This is a genomic window from Rhizobium sp. PRIMUS64 (assembly GCF_023006465.1).
Lineage (GTDB): Bacteria > Pseudomonadota > Alphaproteobacteria > Rhizobiales > Rhizobiaceae > Rhizobium > Rhizobium leguminosarum.
Genome location: NZ_JALBGX010000017.1, coordinates 26071 through 42973 on the forward strand (window position 1 = coordinate 26071; position 16903 = coordinate 42973).

Here is a 16903-nt window from a genome sequence, read left to right on the forward strand (position 1 = left end):
TGCCCGATTAAGGATATCTTAATACAGAGAGTCAAGGGCGTAATTAACAGCAAGTGAACATTTTCTGGTGTATTGTACAATAATGACACACATGCAACTCGCATAAGACAATGAAGTGCCTGACGTTTGTTGCGTTAATAATAGGTGAAATTGTCGAATGACAGATACGAATTTAAATTTCTTCAGAAGGAAAGAATGTTTATTCAGCGGCAATTTATAAGAATACGTTGAGGTTCTGATGTTCAGATGAGATGTTGATATAATCACTACGGGCTATGGCGTGATATCGCGGTTTTGTTTCGTTGACCGCTCTATCTCATGCTTTTCGACGAAGTAACTGATGTCGTTCTCTTGTAACATATGTTTATCAAGTAATGTTTCTCTCGAGGCGCATTTTTTACAAATTAAGATGCGTGTTCTAGGAGATAATCTTATTGCCAATGCCGATATCAGGTAACTTTTTCATAATTGTGCAGTGCAACTTTTTTTGCAATGCGAAATATTTGAGAAATGAAGATATTTTGCAGCGGACGTAAGAATTATCGCGAGATAGAACGCATTTTAGTGTTCCATTTTAGGAGGCAGAGAGAGGTCCGCAGGTAGAAGGTTTTCCAGTATCTTTGGGAGATCATGGTGTGACCGTCTACTATGTAAATTCGGCAACGGGATCCAATCAGAACAGTGGAGTGAGCGAGCAGGCGGCTTTCGCGACGCTTTCCGCTGTCGAGGCGCTCAAGCTCAACCCGGGCGATAGCGTGCTCCTGGCTGCCGGAAGCGTGTTCAACGAACAATTCGATTTGAAATACTCCGGCAGCGTTGCCGCTCCGATCACGATTGGCAGCTACGGTGTTGGCGATGCGCCGGTCATTCACAGCAGCAATGACGGCATCCACGGTTCCAAGGCTTCGAACATCGTCATTGAGAACATCAAGATCGCCGATACCGGCGCCAACGCGATATATGCAGGGAATGTGTCGAACTGGACGGTTCGCAACGTCGAGGTGACAAATACAGGCCTTGCTGGAAAGCCCGGCTCGATCAGCTTCCAAAGCAGCCAGAACATCACGATTGAGAACAGCAAGCTGACCGGGGTGCATGCCGATGGCATATGGATGGACAAGGTCAACGGTGTCACCCTCGTCAACAATACCGTCACCAACAGCCAGGGTGCAGCGGCAGACGCTATCCAGCTCAATGATAGCAGCAATATTCTGGTCAAGGACAATCATCTGGAGCAGACGGAGACCAATAGCGCCAAGGGTGTCCTCGTGTTGGTCAGGGCTGTAAACGCCGTGGTCGATGGCAACACGCTCATCGGCGGTGGCTTTGGGTTGAGTGCCCAGGCGGGCACGAATATCGCCATCCACGACAACGACATCTCGGGATACGGCGGCTATAGCTGGTCCTACGGTATTGGCCTTGGCGATCAGGGAGATGCGAAGAACTATGACATCAGCGGAAATTATGTGCATGGTGGCGTTTATGGCGTCCTGGTTAGCGCAGCGGGCTATCCAAACTATGTTCGTGAGAACATCGATATCCATGACAATGTCTTTGACGGCCTGTCCTCGTCAGCGCTGAAGGTTGACAGGTCCGCATCGGGTTCTTTTCATGACAATATCATCGACAGCCTGGTATCGACGCTGACGATGCCGCCCGCAATTGCTGCTCAGAACACGTTCTCCATCTGCGAGAACAAAACGTTCGAACAAGCGCAGGCCGAGCTTGACAGCGCCGCTGGCAGCACGAGCAGCAATACGTCATCGAACAATGAGCAGACGCCTACCGTACCAGTCGTCGAGCAGCATGTGGAAGTACCAGCGCTGCCGCAAACAATTACCCCGGCTCCCGCAACAGAAACGCATACCGCGACGGTAGCCGCAGCCGTCGTTCCCAAGATCGTCGCCGTCCATGACAATCTGAAGATCTCGAGTGACACCGGCAGCGCCTATCACGGCAATCTCCTCGAAAACGACAGTGCCTCCAACGGGACTGTGCTGCTCCGCCGCTTCGGTGACGGTGCGGTGGACAAGCATGGGCTGACGCTGACCGGGAAATACGGCGTCATCCACGTCGACAGCGATGGCGACTATACCTATACGGTCGATGCAGCCAAACTCGCCGGCATTAGCGGTAACGTCAGCGAATCCTTCCAGTACAAGATCTCCGACGGTGCTTCACACATCGATACGGACTCATTGAGCGTCTCCATCAACGTGGATGCATTTCATGGCTCACATCTGCTGGTCTGAGTCAGACGGGACGGGTCGCGGGGCCGCCTTGCCAGCCGTTTTATCTCGACATTAAAGCTCGATGATGAGTGCTCGCCGGCGGTCGAGTCGGGGAATGATCGCTGACCTAATATTTCAGCCGTTCATCTTCAGAGTAAAATATGGACTGAATATATAGTTAATGCCCGAGTAAACATCGTGTTTAAGCACGCGACACGGCTATCCCTTTGGCCCGTTATTGGGCGGTTTGCGATTTTCACTTGCTTGGGCCGGTATATTTAGCGTAGCGTCAAGTTAGAACCCCTGAAATCGCGCGCGCTATAAATTGGAATTTCTTGGCCATTTTTCGGTGGGATTCATATAATAGGTGTGAGCTTGCAAGCGGAAGATCGGCACCGGTGCCGACAAGCCAGATGCGGCTGTGTTATTGATCGGGCTTGATGGACCCGTAGCTGCAGTGCGCTGGCATGTATGCCTGTGGGTTATGCGGTAAGAGAGGGATTACTTCGTGTTTCAGAGTTCAACAGCGGATGCGAGCGAGCCATCCAAAGCCTTGAGGAAATGCAAGGGGGGGCTTGTTTTCATTGGAATAGCAAGTGCGCTTATCAATATCCTCTATCTTACAAGTTCATTTTTTATGCTTGAGGTGTATGACCGGGTCATCCCCAGCAAAAGCATACCCTCGCTGGCTGCCCTGGCAATACTTGCGTTGATGCTTTACGCCTTTCAAGGAGCGTTCGAGGTTCTGCGAAGCAGGATGCTCGTGCGTGTTGCCGGTTCACTTGACGAGATGGTGAACGGACGTGTGTTCCGGGCGCTTATCAAGGCTCCGCTGAAGGTCAAAATCGGCGGCGACGGGCTTCAGCCGTTGCGCGACTTCGACCAGATCAGAACCTTCCTGTCCGGTATGGGCCCGACAGCGATGTTCGATCTGCCGTGGTTGCCGTTCTATATCGTGATCTGTTTCCTCTTTCATCCGGCGATCGGATATATCGCGATCGGTGGATCGCTGGTTCTCGCCATCCTGACGTTCATGACCAATCAGGGAACGCGGACGCTATCAAAAAAGCAGTCTGACTCCGCAAATATGCGGAATGCCTTCGCGCAGACCTCGATCCGCAACTCCGAGGTCATTCACGCCATGGGCATGGCAGGCACGATGGCCGAAATCTGGGACCGCAAGAACAGTGAATACCGGACGATCACTCGGCAGGCATCGGATGTCGGCAACGGATATGCGACCTTGTCGAAGATTTTCCGTATTGCTCTGCAATCGGGGACGCTTGCGACCGGCGCAATCCTGGTCATTCAAGGGCAGGCCTCTTCGGGAATTATCATCGCGGGCTCGATATTGACCTCGCGCGCCCTGGCGCCTGTCGAAGCAGCGATCGGAAATTGGCGTGGCTTCGTTTCTGCTCAGCAGAGCTGGGCGCGGCTTTCGAGCCTGCTGAAAACCATTCCTGAGATTCCAGCCCCGCTTGCGCTCGCGGCTCCTACCAAGCAAGTCACTGTTGAGGGCCTGGCGAGCGGACCACCGGCTGGCCAGCGCCTGGTCATCTCCGATGTCAGCTTCGGCTTAAGGGCAGGGAGCGCGCTTGGGGTCATTGGTTACAGTGCCTCGGGTAAGTCGTCGCTGGCGCGGGCGATGATGGGCATCTGGCCGACCGTCAGAGGATCCATTCGCCTTGATGGTGCGGCACTCGACCAGTGGGACGGTGACGCACTTGGCCGGCATATCGGTTATCTCCCGCAGGATGTGGAGCTTTTTTCGGGGACCGTCGCGCAGAATATCTGCCGTTTCGCGAAGGAGATGTCGCCCGAGGCAGTGGTTGCCGCAGCGAGGGCGGCGCGTGTTCACGATCTTATCCTTCGTCTGCCGAACGGTTACGAAACCGAAATCGGCGAAGGCGGTGCGGCGCTTTCGGCCGGCCAGAGACAGCGGATCGCGCTTGCAAGAGCGCTTTACGGCGAACCATTCCTCGTCGTGCTCGATGAACCGAACTCCAATCTTGATGAAGAAGGCGAGCGGGCGCTGAGTGCTGCGATCATGAGCGTGCGGGCGCGCGGCGGCATTGTCGTTGTCATCGCACATCGGTCCGGCGTTCTGGCGGTCTGTGACTTCGTGCTGATGATGCAAGATGGCCGGATGATCGCGTTCGGTCCGAAAGAGGAAGTTCTGGCAAGGGTCAGCCGGCCGGAAGCGGCGCGCACGCCGATTGCCGAGCGCGTGGCTCAGCTTAAAGTCGTGGTCGACGGCATCAATGCGGCCGAATAGGCCAGAGGGAAGATTGTGAATAAAGTTATCAGTGAATCGAAACGCTCCCTCAATCGGCATGTTGCCGTTGTCGGTGCGTTGTCGATAGCCCTCGTTTGCGGCATCGGCGGTTGGGCGGCGACGACAGAGCTTTCGAGCGCAGTCATCGGCGAGGGCGTGATCGTTGTTGACGGCGATGTCAAGAAGGTCCAGCACCTGACAGGTGGTATCGTGTCGGAACTGCTGGTCGCCGAAAACGACCATGTGACGGCAGGGCAGGTGCTGATACGGCTCGATGGGACGACGACAAGAGCGAACCTCTCGATTGTCGAAAGCACGCTCGCTCAGCTTTATGCGCGCCGCGCCCGTCTGAAGGCGGAACGGATCGGCGCCGATTCGTTCGAGGTCGAGGAAAACATCACTGATCTGACATCCAGCACCTCCGCGGCGAAGCTTCTCGATGGTGAGCAGAAATTGTTCGACAGTCGCAGGACGGCGCTTATCGGAATGAAGAGCCAGTTGGCATCGCGCAAGGACCAGCTGGCCGAGCAGGTAAAGGGGTTGGTCGTTCAGATCAACGCCACCAGCGATGCCTTGGGCTTGATCGAACAGGAGCTTGAGGGCATTGATACGCTCTACAAGAAGGGTCTCGTCACGCTTCAGCGTTTGAATACGCTCAAGCGCGCACGCGCCGATCTCCAGGGCAACAGCGGCCAGGAAATCGCATCAAAGGCCGAGGCCGAGGGTAAGGCAATCGAGATCGATCGCCAGTCGATCCAGCTGGATGAGGATCGTCGTTCGGAGATCGCAAAGGACCTGACCGACGTCGAGGCACAGATCGCCGAATATGAAGAGCGCCGCGGAACCGCACTCGATCAGCTGCACCGTCTCGACATTACCGCGCCGCTGACTGGGCGAGTTCACGAACTTTCGGTTCACACCGTCAATGGTGTCATCGATCCCGGTCAGACGTTGATGCTCGTCGTTCCCGAAAATAACGAACTTACGGTCGAGGCGAAAGTCGCCACCCGCGATATTGACCAGGTTCACGTCGGTCAGTCCGTCGATGTGCGCTTCAGTGCTTTCGATCAACGCACGACGCCTGATGTGAGCGGTGAGATTACCTCAATCGCCCCTGATATCGTCAAGGATGAGCGCACGGGCATCAGCTACTATCCCCTGCGCGTCAAGCCGAAAGCTGAAAGCATTGCCAGGATGAAGACGATAAAGCTCTATCCCGGCATGCCGGCCGAGGTCTTTATCAAGATCGGCGACCGGACCGTCATATCCTATCTGACGAAGCCGCTGACCGATCAGATGCAGCACGTATTTCGTCAGGAGTGATTGGCGGCTGTTTCGCGTGGTTGAAAGCCCGGACGTCTCAAAGCAGCCATCCGCCAGAGTGAGATTGGATAGTTTCGCGTTGCTCGAACGGGCATGAGCGGCCATTTCACGAAATTGTCTCAAGTCTGCGGCAAGGTCTCCCGATGATGTGTTTGCTGCTTTGGCGAGCGGCGCCGACTGCGAGGCGACCGGCTTATGGACTGGTTCTGTTTCTGGCGTGTCTGGTGATGTTTTCCGCGGTCAAAAACGGCCATGCCGATAGTCCTCAGCCGCTGAAAATAGTGGCTTTCGGAACATCCTTGACGGCCCGCGGGGGATGGCAGCCCGCTCTCGAGACAGGGCTTTCAGTCTGCCTGCAAAGGCCCGTGAAAGTCGAGAGCGTTGCAAAGAGCGGCGAGACGTCACTATGGGCCCTTACCCAAGTTGATCGCGTCGTTGCCGCGCAGCCGGATATCATCCTGATTGAACTCTATGCTAACGATGCGACATTGCATCGGTTCGTGTCGCTTGCGCAAAGCCGAAAGAATATCGGCGAGATCCTCGACCAGCTGCGGCAGCGCCTGCCGCAAGCGCGGATCATCGTCATGGCCATGAATCCGTTTTCGGGGCTGCGGGGGCTAATCCGCCCCTTTGCCGACAGCTATGTCTCTGCCCATCAGACAGAGGCCGAAATACGTGGTCTGGAGTTTGTCGACCACCGGCCCAACTGGGAGCGTCTTACGCCGGATGATCTGGCCAGGGCAATTCCTGATGGTGTGCATCCTTTGCCCGACGTGGCCTCCAAAATCATCGCGCCCGAACTCGCCAAACGTATCGCCGGCAACAATTGCGGAGAATGAAATTCTCTCATGCCCGTCACAGTCCCTGACGGCTCTCAGGGTTCAGACTGCTGCAATATAGTTTTTCAGGTAGGTGACCAGTGAAGCCCGACCGGCCTCCGACGAATCTTCGTGAGACGGGCTATCCAGGTCTTCGAGCAGATAGCTCCTGAGATCGTCATCGGTATGTGCAACGTAGATACCCGGTCGGCCTGCGAGCTGGCCTACCGTGGCAAGCTGATGATCGTTTCTATGCTCGCCGAGGGATGCCTGCCGGGGAACGAGAATGATCGGCTTTCCAAAACGTTTCGCCGTAAGCACAGTGCCAATTCCCGCGTGAGAGACGATGACACTTGCATCGAAAAAGACTCTATCGAAGTCCGCGGGCTCGATATTCTTGATCCATTTCATGTTCTGTGGCGTGTAGGTGCCCTTGCCGATCTGCGCCAGAACCGGTTTGGACAGTTCCTTTGCGAAGGTGTCGACAGATTTGACGAGGCGATCAAACGGCAGCTGCGTTCCGACGGTGACAAGGATCAAAGGACAGCTCCTGCGTAGTGGGGGCCATCCGGCCGTGAAAGATGCTGCCACTGCGTGAGCCAGAGCGTCGCAATATGGCCGGCCAATTTACCCGATAGCGACAGCTTCTCGACATTGGCGACGCTATCGATCCAGATCGTCCGCTTGCCCATCAATTTGCCGGCAAGCAGGCAAAAAAGCCCGGGCGCGGCACCGGTCGAGATGACGACGTCGGGCCTCTGTTTGATGACGATGGAAAAGGCGCTGAAAAAGCACCGGATCGACATGGGTATCGAGTCGCGGCTGCAATCGGGAAGCACTAGTCCGTCCCGAATGTCGTATTTTGCAAGCAATCCCGGGATGGTCGTTGCAAAGACGATATCGCAGCCCTCGAATGCGCCGCGCATGGCCATCAGTTGCTCCCAGTGGCCGCCTCCTGACGAGGCAGCGAGAACCTTCAATTTTTTCTCAGTCATAGACAGGCATCTCCTATATTTGACCGATGATAGGGGCGAAAAACCGTTCTGTACGAACAGCGATTGTCTCACGATAGTTCAATAGAAGTGTACCATTTTTGGCTTGGTCGATTGAAGCCTTGAAGTTCATGGACAGCCAATCACTCATGATATTTTCAACTGGAACATAATAAGGGTCAAAACTCTTCCAAGGGCGCTCGCGTAAACAAATATCAGAGCGCGGCATTGGGCTTGTATTCCTGGTATGCATGGCCGAGAATCCCATTAACCATGCCCGCGCCGCGCAGAACATGGGTGAGGGCTCGCATGCCCCAATAGGGTGAAATCAAGATCGCTGGCAGCATGACCAGCCCAAGGATGACTCTCGTGGCACCATAGGCCGCGCGATAGATCCGGCGCTTGAGGTTGCCATGCAGGACCTCGCTGACTGCGAAGGTATTGCCGAGCCGGTATTGTCTTTGCAATACCCATTTCCAGGTCATCCGGCTGGCCGGAACGATATCATGGACGAGCGCCTTGTCAGCCCAGAAGACCTGCATGCCACGGCGGATGGCTTGGTTGAAGAAAAGGTAATCCGTGCCCCCGGTGAAGCGCATCTTCTCTTCAAAACGCAGATTCCATGAGCGGATCAGGGGATAGTCGAACATGACGTTGTTAGAGGCCGCATAAGAAATGCGTTGACCGTCCTTGTTCTTCTTGCGCTCGAACACCCTTGCCTTGATGAAATATTCCGGCGGGTTTTCGGGATAGACCGGTTGGACGGGGCCGTAGACGCAATCGGCGCGGTTTTTCTCCCGTGTCTCCAGCATCGCGTCCAGCCAGCCATCGACCGGCCATTCGTCATCGTCGAGAAAGCAGAAGAGGTCAGTGCCGGGAGGCGCTGAATCCAATGCGCGATTGCGTGCAAAGGGTATGCCCTGATTTTGTTCGATGACGTAGATCAGGTCGTAGGCACCTGTTTGGCCAAAGCTCTCTACCGTGGCCCTTGCGCTGCCGGCCGCATCATTATCGACGATCACCATAGTGAGATGATAGGGGCGAGCCGGCTGCCTGACCTGGCGCGTCATGACGTCAAGAAGCTTGGCGATCCCGTCGAGGCGGCGATAGGTCAGCACGCCGACGGCGATCCTCAGCGGCGCGGCGCCTACTTCTGTGCCGACGGATGAATGCGGAAAAGTCTTTTGCTGATTCATGACTGTCCTCTCCGCAGCATATTTCCCAAACGCTTGCGCGCCGCCATCAAGGCCACTTCGGTCGCGGCAGCATCGCCGAACGGACCGCCGGCCACCGTGTTGCGAGCTTCACCCCGGAGCTTCAGAAGCGATGTCGTTTCGGCAATTCCGCCGGCCACGAGGCTCTTGCCGAGTGCCTGCAGCCCGTCATAGCGGCGTGCCAGTTCGAGCCCAGTCGCGATCATGATCCGTGGGCGCAGCGTCTTTGCCCTGCTTGTGCCCGTGTAGCGGTTCGACTCATGAATGCGCTGAAACGTCAGCGGTGTTTCGACGATGGCGCCGCGACCCAGATAGGCGGCTGCAAACTTGATGTAATTGTCGCTGAGGACGACGTCTTTCGCGACAGACATTGGCAGGATCTGAGACAGCAGATCGCGGCGGAAGCTCAAGCCGGAGGTCGGCACAGGAAGCGAGGGAAAGCCGCCCCTGCGCAGCGTATCCCGCTTGTCGAACCGCGTCACCTGCAGCTCTGTTGGAGGCTGGTCGCTTTCCTTAGTCGTCACCCGGTCGAAGCACCAGTCGATCTCGCTGCGGTCGTAGATTTCGGCTATACGAGCGAGCTTGCCCGGCAAGAATGCATCATCGGCATCGAGGAGAAAGAGGACATCACCGCTTGCGGCCGCAAAACCCGCGTTGAAGCTCGAGGCCTGGCCACCGTTTTCCTTCAATACCGTCAGGATCTGTTCACCGTAGGAGGCAAGGATCTGGCGGGAATCGTCCGTCGATCCGTCGTCGACCACCACCACTTCGAAGTCGGGGTAGGCCTGTGACAAAACACTGTCGATGCATGGGCGCAAAAAGCGACCATAATTGAAATTGTTGATGAGCACCGAGAGTTTCAATTTACTGCCTCCTGGGCCAATCGATCACCGCGCGAGCGTCTGGGGCGCATATCGGCGAATTCCAGCACGATATCCACGCATGTAGTAATATTTCCAGATAGCCCAGAAACGCTTCTTTGATTGCGGCAAGAGATAAAGCATGGCTGCCCGAAATGCCCATTGCGCGCTTTCGATCCAGATCGGTAGTGGAACTCCGCTGAGCCTCACCCCTCCAGGTACCTCGTCAGGGAAGAGCGCCGGCATGCCATAGCCAAGCCGTTCGCCGCGTTTCTGTACCCAATCCTCAGTGACACTTGATGCCGGTATCCAGTGATGAACCACGGCCTCTGCGCATCGATAGGACTTGGCGCCATTTGCCGCCAGTCGAATGATGATTTCCGCATCTTCACCCATGGCAAATATTTTCCCTGGTAGAGGGCCGATATCTTCCCGGTAGCGCACGCTCGTTCCGAGCAACTCTCGCCGAATGATCGTGTTGGGACCCCAGACTTTCGTCGGGTCACAAGGTCCGCTTTGCGCTTCATCGACGATCGCGAAAGTCGAGCCCATTGGAATCCAATCGATAAAGCGGCCCTTCGGCTCCTTTTCCCAATCGGGGACGATTCTGCCTCCGAACACGCCATAGCCCGGATGGGCGATAGCGCAGTCGACGATCGCTTTCAGCCAGTTCGGTTCGGCGCGTATGTCGTCGTCCGTAAAGACTATGAGATCTCCCTTTACTTGATCCAAAGCCAGATTCAGCGCGCCAGACTTTCCCGGCTTGCGCTGCTGCAGGATGGTGATGGGAAGCTTCTCGCTGTACGATTTCAAAAGCTCAAACGTATCGTCATTGCTATTATTGTCGACAGCAACCAATTCCCATCGATCATGGGGAAGCTCCTGGCGCACCAAGGAATCCAAAGTATGGCGCAGCCGGCGGCTGGCGCCATTGTAAGATGAAAAGAGCACGCTGACGAAGAGATCCGACATCAGTTACCAACCCTCTTGGTGAAGTCGTAAGAGAAGAGCTTCATGTTTTGACTGCCTGTGCGATGTTCGAGCAGTTCGGCGCCTACGCGGGGTTTGACCGTGTCTTGCCGAAAAACTCGCGCCTGTGACCCTCGCCGAGTACCCTCAGCTTGCGAAGATTGCGTAACCACCGCCGCGGTTTGGTGAGCACACCGCGGTTGAGGAAATACTGCCGCAGCAGGCTCGGTGCCTGACTATGCGATCCGCCATGGGCGACCCGATAGACCGCCCCGCGAAACGGCAGTTTCGTTAGCGGCGCGCCCCGCTGGGCAAGGATGCTTGCTATGCGGACATGGCTGCCCAGCATCGACTTGATCCAGTCGAGCGAAGCCTCCTCGAAACGTTCCGGCAGTTCATAGAGATCGGCACGTATGATCAACGAGGTACCGCAGAGATGGCTGAAGTCGTCGTGGCCAAACAGGAAGTTGCCGCCATCGTCCCAGATATAACCATGATCGATCGTCCATCCGTTGGCGTCCCGATTGTCGGATACGTGTTGAACGATCCGAGAGCTGACGAAATCGTCGTCATCGACAATCATGAAGAAGCGACTGTCGGTGGCGTTCAGCATGCCGCTCAGAACGCGACGGCCTTTGTCTGCCCGGAAGGCATCAAGGAAGTCTTCCTTGCTGCCCTTTCCGAGCTCATGCAAGTCGTTCGGCGGAAAGGTGACACGCACGGCGGAGAATTTTTCCGGCAGGTCAGGCAGATCCGCACCTTCGTTTGCCACGATGATGCCGCGCCAGTCTCCATTGGTCTGGTTGGAAATGGAAGCCACGGTCTGGGTCAGGTTTGCCTTCAGCCTGCTCCAATCGCGGGCATTGTCCTGATGTCGGACCGGGATAATGAAGGTGACAAGTGTCATCGAATGCCCCCTTAAGCCCGCAAGCTCACAGCTTCTTTTGCATCGACGCGCCCCTTTGCCGCCTGACGACGCGCCCACTCTATTCCGTCCTCGAGCGAGGTTGCCTTGTATGAAAGGTCGGTTCCGCCGGAGAAAGCATTCATGAAGCGGCGGATCTTTCCATAGCTATTGTCTAACACGGCATGCGGGCGGCCGAGCAGCAGCGAGCAGATATGGACGTGCAGGCGATCGGTCACGATTGCGCGGGCACGCGAAATCTGACTGATGCCGCGCTCGAAACGGTTGTGTGCCGCAGCGTCCAGTCTGCGCAAGGCAACTTCGCTCGGCTTCAATGCGAGATAAGCCGAAGCTACCCCCAACTTCTTGGCGATATCGACCTTCCGTTTCGACTCGGTAATCCAGTCTTCCACAGGAATATCGGAAGGGATTGTGCGATCGGTACCGCCAACCCGTTCTGCATCCTCCCGCAACATGGCGAGGACGGGAATCTGTGTCGCCCTTTCCGGAAGCGGACCGATGGCAAAAGCCATGTCGGGGCATAGTCGTACGGTGCAGTCGAAGTGTTTTTCGGAAAACTCCTTCGATTCTTCGTCGCGCACGAGCAACACGAAATTCTTGTGGCGCCCGATTGCCCGTTTGGATTGCTCGATGCGCTCAGGCGAGCTGTAGTGGATCGACTGCGGGAACTGGATGATCTGCCGATCCGGGAAACGCTCCATGATCGATTCGCGGAAATCCTGGTGGGCAACCCAGATATCGCCGAAATTGCCGCCGCCGTGAATGAAAATCGGGCCGGTCGGTACCCGCCGTTTCAGTTCGTCGGCGGAGAAGTCGTACAGTCTGGAAACATAGTCCGGGCGCTTGCCGAAGCGATCCTTGAGATAGGCCATCTCACCCAGCCAGATTGCCGAGTCGCCGCAATTGCGGATGTCGGGAAAGTCGAGAATCGCAAGCGGCTCGTCGCGCGAGACATAGTCCTTCAGGCAATCATGGATCATGCCGTTGAGTTTTGAGATCAGCTCCGATCTGGATTGGCTGGTCATTCTGCCTCTCTTGTTGATGTTCGTTTAACTTCAGGCCGACTTGGGTACGGCAATACGTTTGGCTTTTGACAGGAACTTGACAACGATACGCTGAACTTCGGTTTCCGGGCCGTTTGGCTTCTTCATCGCGAGCCAAAGGACACAGCTGGAACCGACATAGAGGATACCGCCGGTGACGACGAGGATGGCCAGGTGAAGAGCCAACGCCAATTTGTCGGTGGGGGTGTTCAGGACATGCGACAATCCCCAGACGCCGGCAGCCATCACGGCGACACTGGCAAGCGCGCGGAAGTTTGCCGCGAGCTGCTGGAAGAATGGCAGATTGATCAAGCGCTTGACGAGAAGCATGTTGACTACGGTGGAAATCAGGCCCGTCAACACGCGGGCATAAACGACGCCCGGAAGCCCGGCCATCATGAGACCAGTGATGATGATGGGCACGCGGACCACCAGCATCTGCGTGTCGCGGATGAACAGCATCTTGGTATGGCCTTTTGCCATGCCGAGCGGTTGGACGAGCGAACCGAGGGTCTGCAGGGCAAAGACCGATGCGAGTGCCTGTACGATGAAGATGGCGGGAACCCACTTTTCTCCCAGGGCAAGCCGCATCATCGGATCAGCCACAACAGCCATGCCGATACCGGCCGGAAGCGCCACCGCCGCCAGAAGCGCCTGTGCACGCTGATAGGCTGCGATCAGCCGGACCGGGTCGTTGCGGACCTTCGAAAAGCCCGGGTAAATCGTCTGGTTCAATGGCGCCGTCGCCTCGCGCGTCGGCAGCGTCGAAAGGGTGTTGCCGACGGTATAATGGCCAAGCTGCGTGGCGCCCAGCATCTTGCCGATCAGCAGGTATTCGATGCGCCAGTTCAGCGTGTTGACGATCTGTCCCGCCGTCAGCCACACCGAGAACGAAAACAATTCGCGTGCATGACGAAAGGTGATGCGCGGCCAGAACGGCAGGACGGTGTAGGAAACGATGATATTCGTGACCTGATAGGCGAGGGTGCCGATAACGAGCGCCCAATAACTCTGGTAGATGGCAGCAATTGCCACCGTCACGACGAAGCCGACCAGCTTTTGCGAGACGTTGAGTACGAACTCCTGCCAGAAAATCAGATCACGCTGCAGCATGACGCGGCGTGGATTGGCCAGACCACTCAGGAGCAGGCTGAAACTCAAGGCAAGCATCACGCTCGTCAGCCGCGGCTCGTTATAAAATTCAGCGATCGGATAGGACGCGGCGGCAAACAACAGCGCCAAAACAGCGCTTCGCGTCACGCTCAACGTCCACACCGCGCTGAAGTGCGTTTCGCTGGGAGACTCGTGGCGGATAAGCGCCTGATTGAGCGAGAGTTCGGTCACCGAGCTCAAGATGACCTGGATCGTCGTTGCAATGGCGACGAGACCAAAATCAGCCGGCACGAGATACCAGGCGAGCACAAAGGTGCTGAGTGCCGAAAGTCCGTTGACGATGGCGCGGGACAGACTCAGCCACATGCTGCCCTGAATCAGTCGGTCGGTAACACTGCTCATAAATGAATGGCTCCGCACGTCGAGGACATTGACCATTTAATTGGACTGCACGCCCATCCAAAATGCCTTTCCCTTTTGCTGGTGCAGAAGGGGTTGATGGAGTTAGAAAGCATCATGCCTTGTTGCCTCGTCACGAACCCGGTTTGCGACCTCACAGAACGCTTGCCGTTTTCTTGGAAAAATCTTGCTTCAGTCGGTTTAGCTCAAGCAGCATTCTGTCGTGCGCTTTCACGATAGACTCATCTGTGCTGAGCTGGCCCGGCTTCTCTGCTACCCGCTGCAACGTCTTGACCGTCGACCCGAAGACATAGTTGCCAGTTAGCTGTCGGATACGGCGGTGGCGGAACGTTATGTTCTTCAAAAGGTAGGTATTTTTTCGTACCAGCGACGCTCCGGCTTCAACAAGGTTCGATGGGCCGATCGGATCGAAATCGATCTCCAGATCGAGCGCACTCGCCCAATCATACCACTTGGCGCGATTGCCTGGCGCGATCGGCCGGATCGCCCGCCAAGGAACGCGTAGCGCATCGGATATGATGCAGCCATGCATCGCCTCGGAGACGACCTTATGTGATGCGCTGATCTCGGTCAGAACCTTTTCCACCGACCAGCGGGGATCGATATAGTGGATGCCGGCGAGATCGCAGACTTTATCCCAGCTGCCGTACATGGCGCTTTCATAATGCGGCATGAAGGAGACGGGATAACGCTTCTCGATGCTTTTGGCATCCCAGCAGCTGCGCGTGAGGATGCCCGAATCGCCGATGGCGTAGCTCGGATCGATGCCGAGGATTTCCGCGGTCTTCTTTCCGCGCACGAAATAGAACGTCCAGTTGCCGTCGACCTTCGGCGGGTTGGTGTAGCCGCCATAGCCCGAGCCGAAGACGATCTTCTGCATGTTCGGGTCGAAATTGTCGTAGAGGATCGAGCCGATGCCGAGAAAGAGCTGGCTTTCGTCCTCGTCGAAGAAGCCGGGCAGCAAACGCTCCCAAAGCCAATGGTTCAGTTCGTCGCCAAAATTCTCGTGTTTCCCCCGGTAGGCAAACATCTTCATCGTGCTTCTCCAGTCGGCAAGTGCGTCACGATCTGCGAGACCGTGTCCTCTTCGCGAGCCATGCGTCCGTAACGCGAAATGATCTTGATGTCGCTGCGGATTATCTTTGCCGGGTTGCCAGCGACAAGCGAGCGCGGCGGCACGCTCTTGGTCACCACCGAGCCCGAGCCGATGACGCATTCGTCGCCGATCTCGACGCCGGGCAGAATGATGCTGCGGGCGCCGATGAAGCAGCGCTTGCCGATCCTCGTGTGAAGATAGAGCCCGCGCGTGAGATCGTGGGTCAGAATCGCCGCCTCAAAGGCGACGTAAGTTTCCGCGCCGATATGCAATCCCCTAGGGTTGGTCTTGTCGAAACGCACGCTCAAGGAAAAGCTGGCCGTCGGATCGATGTCCATTCCCCAGAATTTCGTATAGTAGAGCCACTTGGCCTTCACAAATCCGTTCCGCAGTGGCCGAAATACGTTCAGTCCCCACTTCGGCTTTTTTCCTGTCTGCACCATCAAGTCCGACCCCGGCTGGAAAATTCGTCTAGCACGGAACTGTAATAGTCCTCGAGCGTCCCCGTCTGACGACGTAAGTCGAAGCGCTCGGCCACCAGAAGCGGTGCCCGCGCGCTAAAGGCTGTCCACAGGGTCTGGTCGTTGAGCAGTCTTCCGACCGCGTCCGCCATTCCTGCGACATCCCGCTCCTCCACGAGATAACCAGTTTTCCCCTCTTCAATCGCTTCGCCGACGCCTCCCGAGCGAAATGCGACGACCGGAGTACCGACGGCTTCCGCCTCGAGATTTGCGAGGCCGAAAGCTTCGGCGTGACCATTGTCGAGGGTCACGCTTCCATGGAGATAAAGCTCCGCACTGGCGAGCAGATCTCTTATCTCCGTCTGCGACAGATTTTCATGGATCGTGACGCTTGGCAAGGAACGACGCGCCAGTGCTTCGATTTCCTCCTTCAAGGGACCCTGGCCGACCATGACGAATTCGACCGGGGTGCCAGCGGCAGCCACACGCGAAAGCGCATCGATCATGAAACGATGGCCCTTATAGTCGACGAAGCGGGCAATTGAAACCACGCGCCCTTTTTTTCGGGGACGGGGTTCCATTTTGAAGAGATCGAGATCGATGCCGATATGATGGCGATAGACGCGATCGGCTGGAAAGCCGAGTGCCAGCAACCGGTCTCGGATGAAATCGGAAACGGCGATGTTCCAGCTGTTCCATCCGGCCATCTCACTCCGGCCCTTGGCGAAGAAACGCACCTGATTGAAGCCGCCCGGCTTTTTCGGATCGCCGCCATAGGTGGCGTCAAAGCCGTGAAACGTCGTGATCAGCGGCTTGCCGGCGGCCCGGGCCAGCGGGCCGATGACATAGCCGTTCTTTCCAAAATGGGCGTGAACGAGATCGGCTTTGCCGATCGCAGGAAAGAGGAAGGGAAGGCCGATCTGCGGGATTTTCAGTAGCAGTTCACCGGCCCGCGCAATGGGAGAGCGACGGATGTCATGAACCGGAACAGTGGATTTTTTTGTATGCGCCGAAGAAATTCGCGAGCCGGCAAGAATTTCAGCTTCGAAAGAACGAAACGCTACCGCCTGGTTGAGAACAAACGCCTGGCTGGCAGGCAAAAATTTTTCCACATAAATAACGGCTTTTTTCATGAATCTGTTCGCGTCTCCGTTGTCTTGTGC

At 56.3% G+C, this 16903-nt stretch carries 15 protein-coding genes; 4 read left to right on the forward strand and 11 right to left on the reverse strand.

What is annotated here, in order from left to right:
* Nucleotides 1–635: 635 nt before the first annotated feature.
* The 4 genes from MOV76_RS09780 to MOV76_RS09795 all read left to right on the forward strand — a co-directional run bounded on the left by MOV76_RS09780 (nucleotide 636) and on the right by MOV76_RS09795 (nucleotide 6668).
* Nucleotides 636–2252 (forward strand): right-handed parallel beta-helix repeat-containing protein, encoded by a 1617-nt coding sequence (locus MOV76_RS09780; protein WP_247264428.1) that lies wholly within the window; start codon nucleotides 636–638, stop codon nucleotides 2250–2252.
* Nucleotides 2253–2739: 487 nt separating this feature from the next.
* Nucleotides 2740–4506, forward strand: coding sequence for a type I secretion system permease/ATPase (locus MOV76_RS09785; RefSeq protein ID WP_018243214.1), 1767 nt, complete (start codon nucleotides 2740–2742; stop codon nucleotides 4504–4506).
* A 15-nt stretch (nucleotides 4507–4521) separates the two neighbouring features.
* The gene (locus MOV76_RS09790) at nucleotides 4522–5829 is read left to right on the forward strand and encodes an HlyD family type I secretion periplasmic adaptor subunit (protein ID WP_018243213.1); all 1308 of its coding nucleotides are present in this window, start codon (nucleotides 4522–4524) and stop codon (nucleotides 5827–5829) included.
* A 143-nt stretch (nucleotides 5830–5972) separates the two neighbouring features.
* Nucleotides 5973–6668, forward strand: coding sequence for an SGNH/GDSL hydrolase family protein (locus MOV76_RS09795; protein WP_130652901.1), 696 nt, complete (start codon nucleotides 5973–5975; stop codon nucleotides 6666–6668).
* A 42-nt stretch (nucleotides 6669–6710) separates the two neighbouring features.
* On the opposite strand, the gene MOV76_RS09800 is transcribed toward MOV76_RS09795, so the two are convergent.
* The 11 genes from MOV76_RS09800 to MOV76_RS09850 all read right to left on the reverse strand — a co-directional run bounded on the left by MOV76_RS09800 (nucleotide 6711) and on the right by MOV76_RS09850 (nucleotide 16873).
* A complete protein-coding gene (locus tag MOV76_RS09800; RefSeq protein ID WP_018243211.1) occupies nucleotides 6711–7187 on the reverse strand; it encodes a glycosyltransferase in 477 nt (158 codons plus the stop codon).
* Complete coding sequence (locus tag MOV76_RS09805; RefSeq protein ID WP_018446812.1) at nucleotides 7184–7642, reverse strand: glucuronosyltransferase; 459 nt, start codon at nucleotides 7640–7642, stop codon at nucleotides 7184–7186. Before MOV76_RS09805 ends, MOV76_RS09800 begins: the two co-directional genes overlap by 4 nt.
* A 212-nt stretch (nucleotides 7643–7854) precedes the next feature.
* Nucleotides 7855–8835 (reverse strand): glycosyltransferase family A protein, encoded by a 981-nt coding sequence (locus MOV76_RS09810; RefSeq protein ID WP_018243209.1) that lies wholly within the window; start codon nucleotides 8833–8835, stop codon nucleotides 7855–7857.
* Nucleotides 8832–9716: a glycosyltransferase family 2 protein gene (locus tag MOV76_RS09815; RefSeq protein WP_247264429.1), complete on the reverse strand. Its 885-nt coding sequence runs from the start codon at nucleotides 9714–9716 to the stop codon at nucleotides 8832–8834. Before MOV76_RS09815 ends, MOV76_RS09810 begins: the two co-directional genes overlap by 4 nt.
* Nucleotides 9717–9740: 24 nt before the next feature.
* On the reverse strand, nucleotides 9741–10685 hold the full coding sequence (locus MOV76_RS09820) for a glycosyltransferase family 2 protein (RefSeq protein ID WP_112904663.1): 945 nt from the start codon (nucleotides 10683–10685) through the stop codon (nucleotides 9741–9743).
* Between the two features lie 82 nt (nucleotides 10686–10767).
* Entirely contained in the window at nucleotides 10768–11589 is an 822-nt protein-coding gene (locus tag MOV76_RS09825) for a hypothetical protein (protein ID WP_018243206.1), read from the reverse strand.
* 11 nt (nucleotides 11590–11600) lie between these two features.
* On the reverse strand, nucleotides 11601–12632 hold the full coding sequence (locus MOV76_RS09830; protein WP_018243205.1) for a polysaccharide pyruvyl transferase family protein: 1032 nt from the start codon (nucleotides 12630–12632) through the stop codon (nucleotides 11601–11603).
* Nucleotides 12633–12662: 30 nt separating this feature from the next.
* Nucleotides 12663–14165, reverse strand: coding sequence for a lipopolysaccharide biosynthesis protein (locus MOV76_RS09835; RefSeq protein WP_247264430.1), 1503 nt, complete (start codon nucleotides 14163–14165; stop codon nucleotides 12663–12665).
* Nucleotides 14166–14316: 151 nt separating this feature from the next.
* The gene (gene pssM, locus MOV76_RS09840; RefSeq protein ID WP_018243203.1) at nucleotides 14317–15219 is read right to left on the reverse strand and encodes an exopolysaccharide glucosyl ketal-pyruvate-transferase; all 903 of its coding nucleotides are present in this window, start codon (nucleotides 15217–15219) and stop codon (nucleotides 14317–14319) included.
* Nucleotides 15216–15722 carry a DapH/DapD/GlmU-related protein gene (locus MOV76_RS09845; protein WP_026230735.1) on the reverse strand — a complete coding sequence of 169 codons (507 nt, stop codon included), beginning with the start codon at nucleotides 15720–15722 and terminating at the stop codon, nucleotides 15216–15218. Before MOV76_RS09845 ends, pssM begins: the two co-directional genes overlap by 4 nt.
* Nucleotides 15722–16873 carry a glycosyltransferase gene (locus MOV76_RS09850; RefSeq protein ID WP_128408351.1) on the reverse strand — a complete coding sequence of 384 codons (1152 nt, stop codon included), beginning with the start codon at nucleotides 16871–16873 and terminating at the stop codon, nucleotides 15722–15724. Before MOV76_RS09850 ends, MOV76_RS09845 begins: the two co-directional genes overlap by 1 nt.
* Nucleotides 16874–16903 lie beyond the last annotated feature (30 nt).

Bases quoted from the DNA above. Each gene is read 5' to 3' on its own strand.
- MOV76_RS09795 (WP_130652901.1), top strand. From the start codon at position 5,973: ATGATGTGTTTGCTGCTTTGGCGAGCGGCGCCGACTGCGAGGCGACCG.
- MOV76_RS09805 (WP_018446812.1), bottom strand. From the start codon at position 7,642: ATGACTGAGAAAAAATTGAAGGTTCTCGCTGCCTCGTCAGGAGGCGGC.
- MOV76_RS09810 (WP_018243209.1), bottom strand. From the start codon at position 8,835: ATGAATCAGCAAAAGACTTTTCCGCATTCATCCGTCGGCACAGAAGTA.
- MOV76_RS09820 (WP_112904663.1), bottom strand. From the start codon at position 10,685: ATGTCGGATCTCTTCGTCAGCGTGCTCTTTTCATCTTACAATGGCGCC.
- MOV76_RS09825 (WP_018243206.1), bottom strand. From the start codon at position 11,589: ATGACACTTGTCACCTTCATTATCCCGGTCCGACATCAGGACAATGCC.
- MOV76_RS09830 (WP_018243205.1), bottom strand. From the start codon at position 12,632: ATGACCAGCCAATCCAGATCGGAGCTGATCTCAAAACTCAACGGCATG.
- MOV76_RS09835 (WP_247264430.1), bottom strand. From the start codon at position 14,165: ATGAGCAGTGTTACCGACCGACTGATTCAGGGCAGCATGTGGCTGAGT.
- pssM (WP_018243203.1), bottom strand. From the start codon at position 15,219: ATGAAGATGTTTGCCTACCGGGGGAAACACGAGAATTTTGGCGACGAA.
- MOV76_RS09845 (WP_026230735.1), bottom strand. From the start codon at position 15,722: ATGGTGCAGACAGGAAAAAAGCCGAAGTGGGGACTGAACGTATTTCGG.
- MOV76_RS09850 (WP_128408351.1), bottom strand. From the start codon at position 16,873: ATGAAAAAAGCCGTTATTTATGTGGAAAAATTTTTGCCTGCCAGCCAG.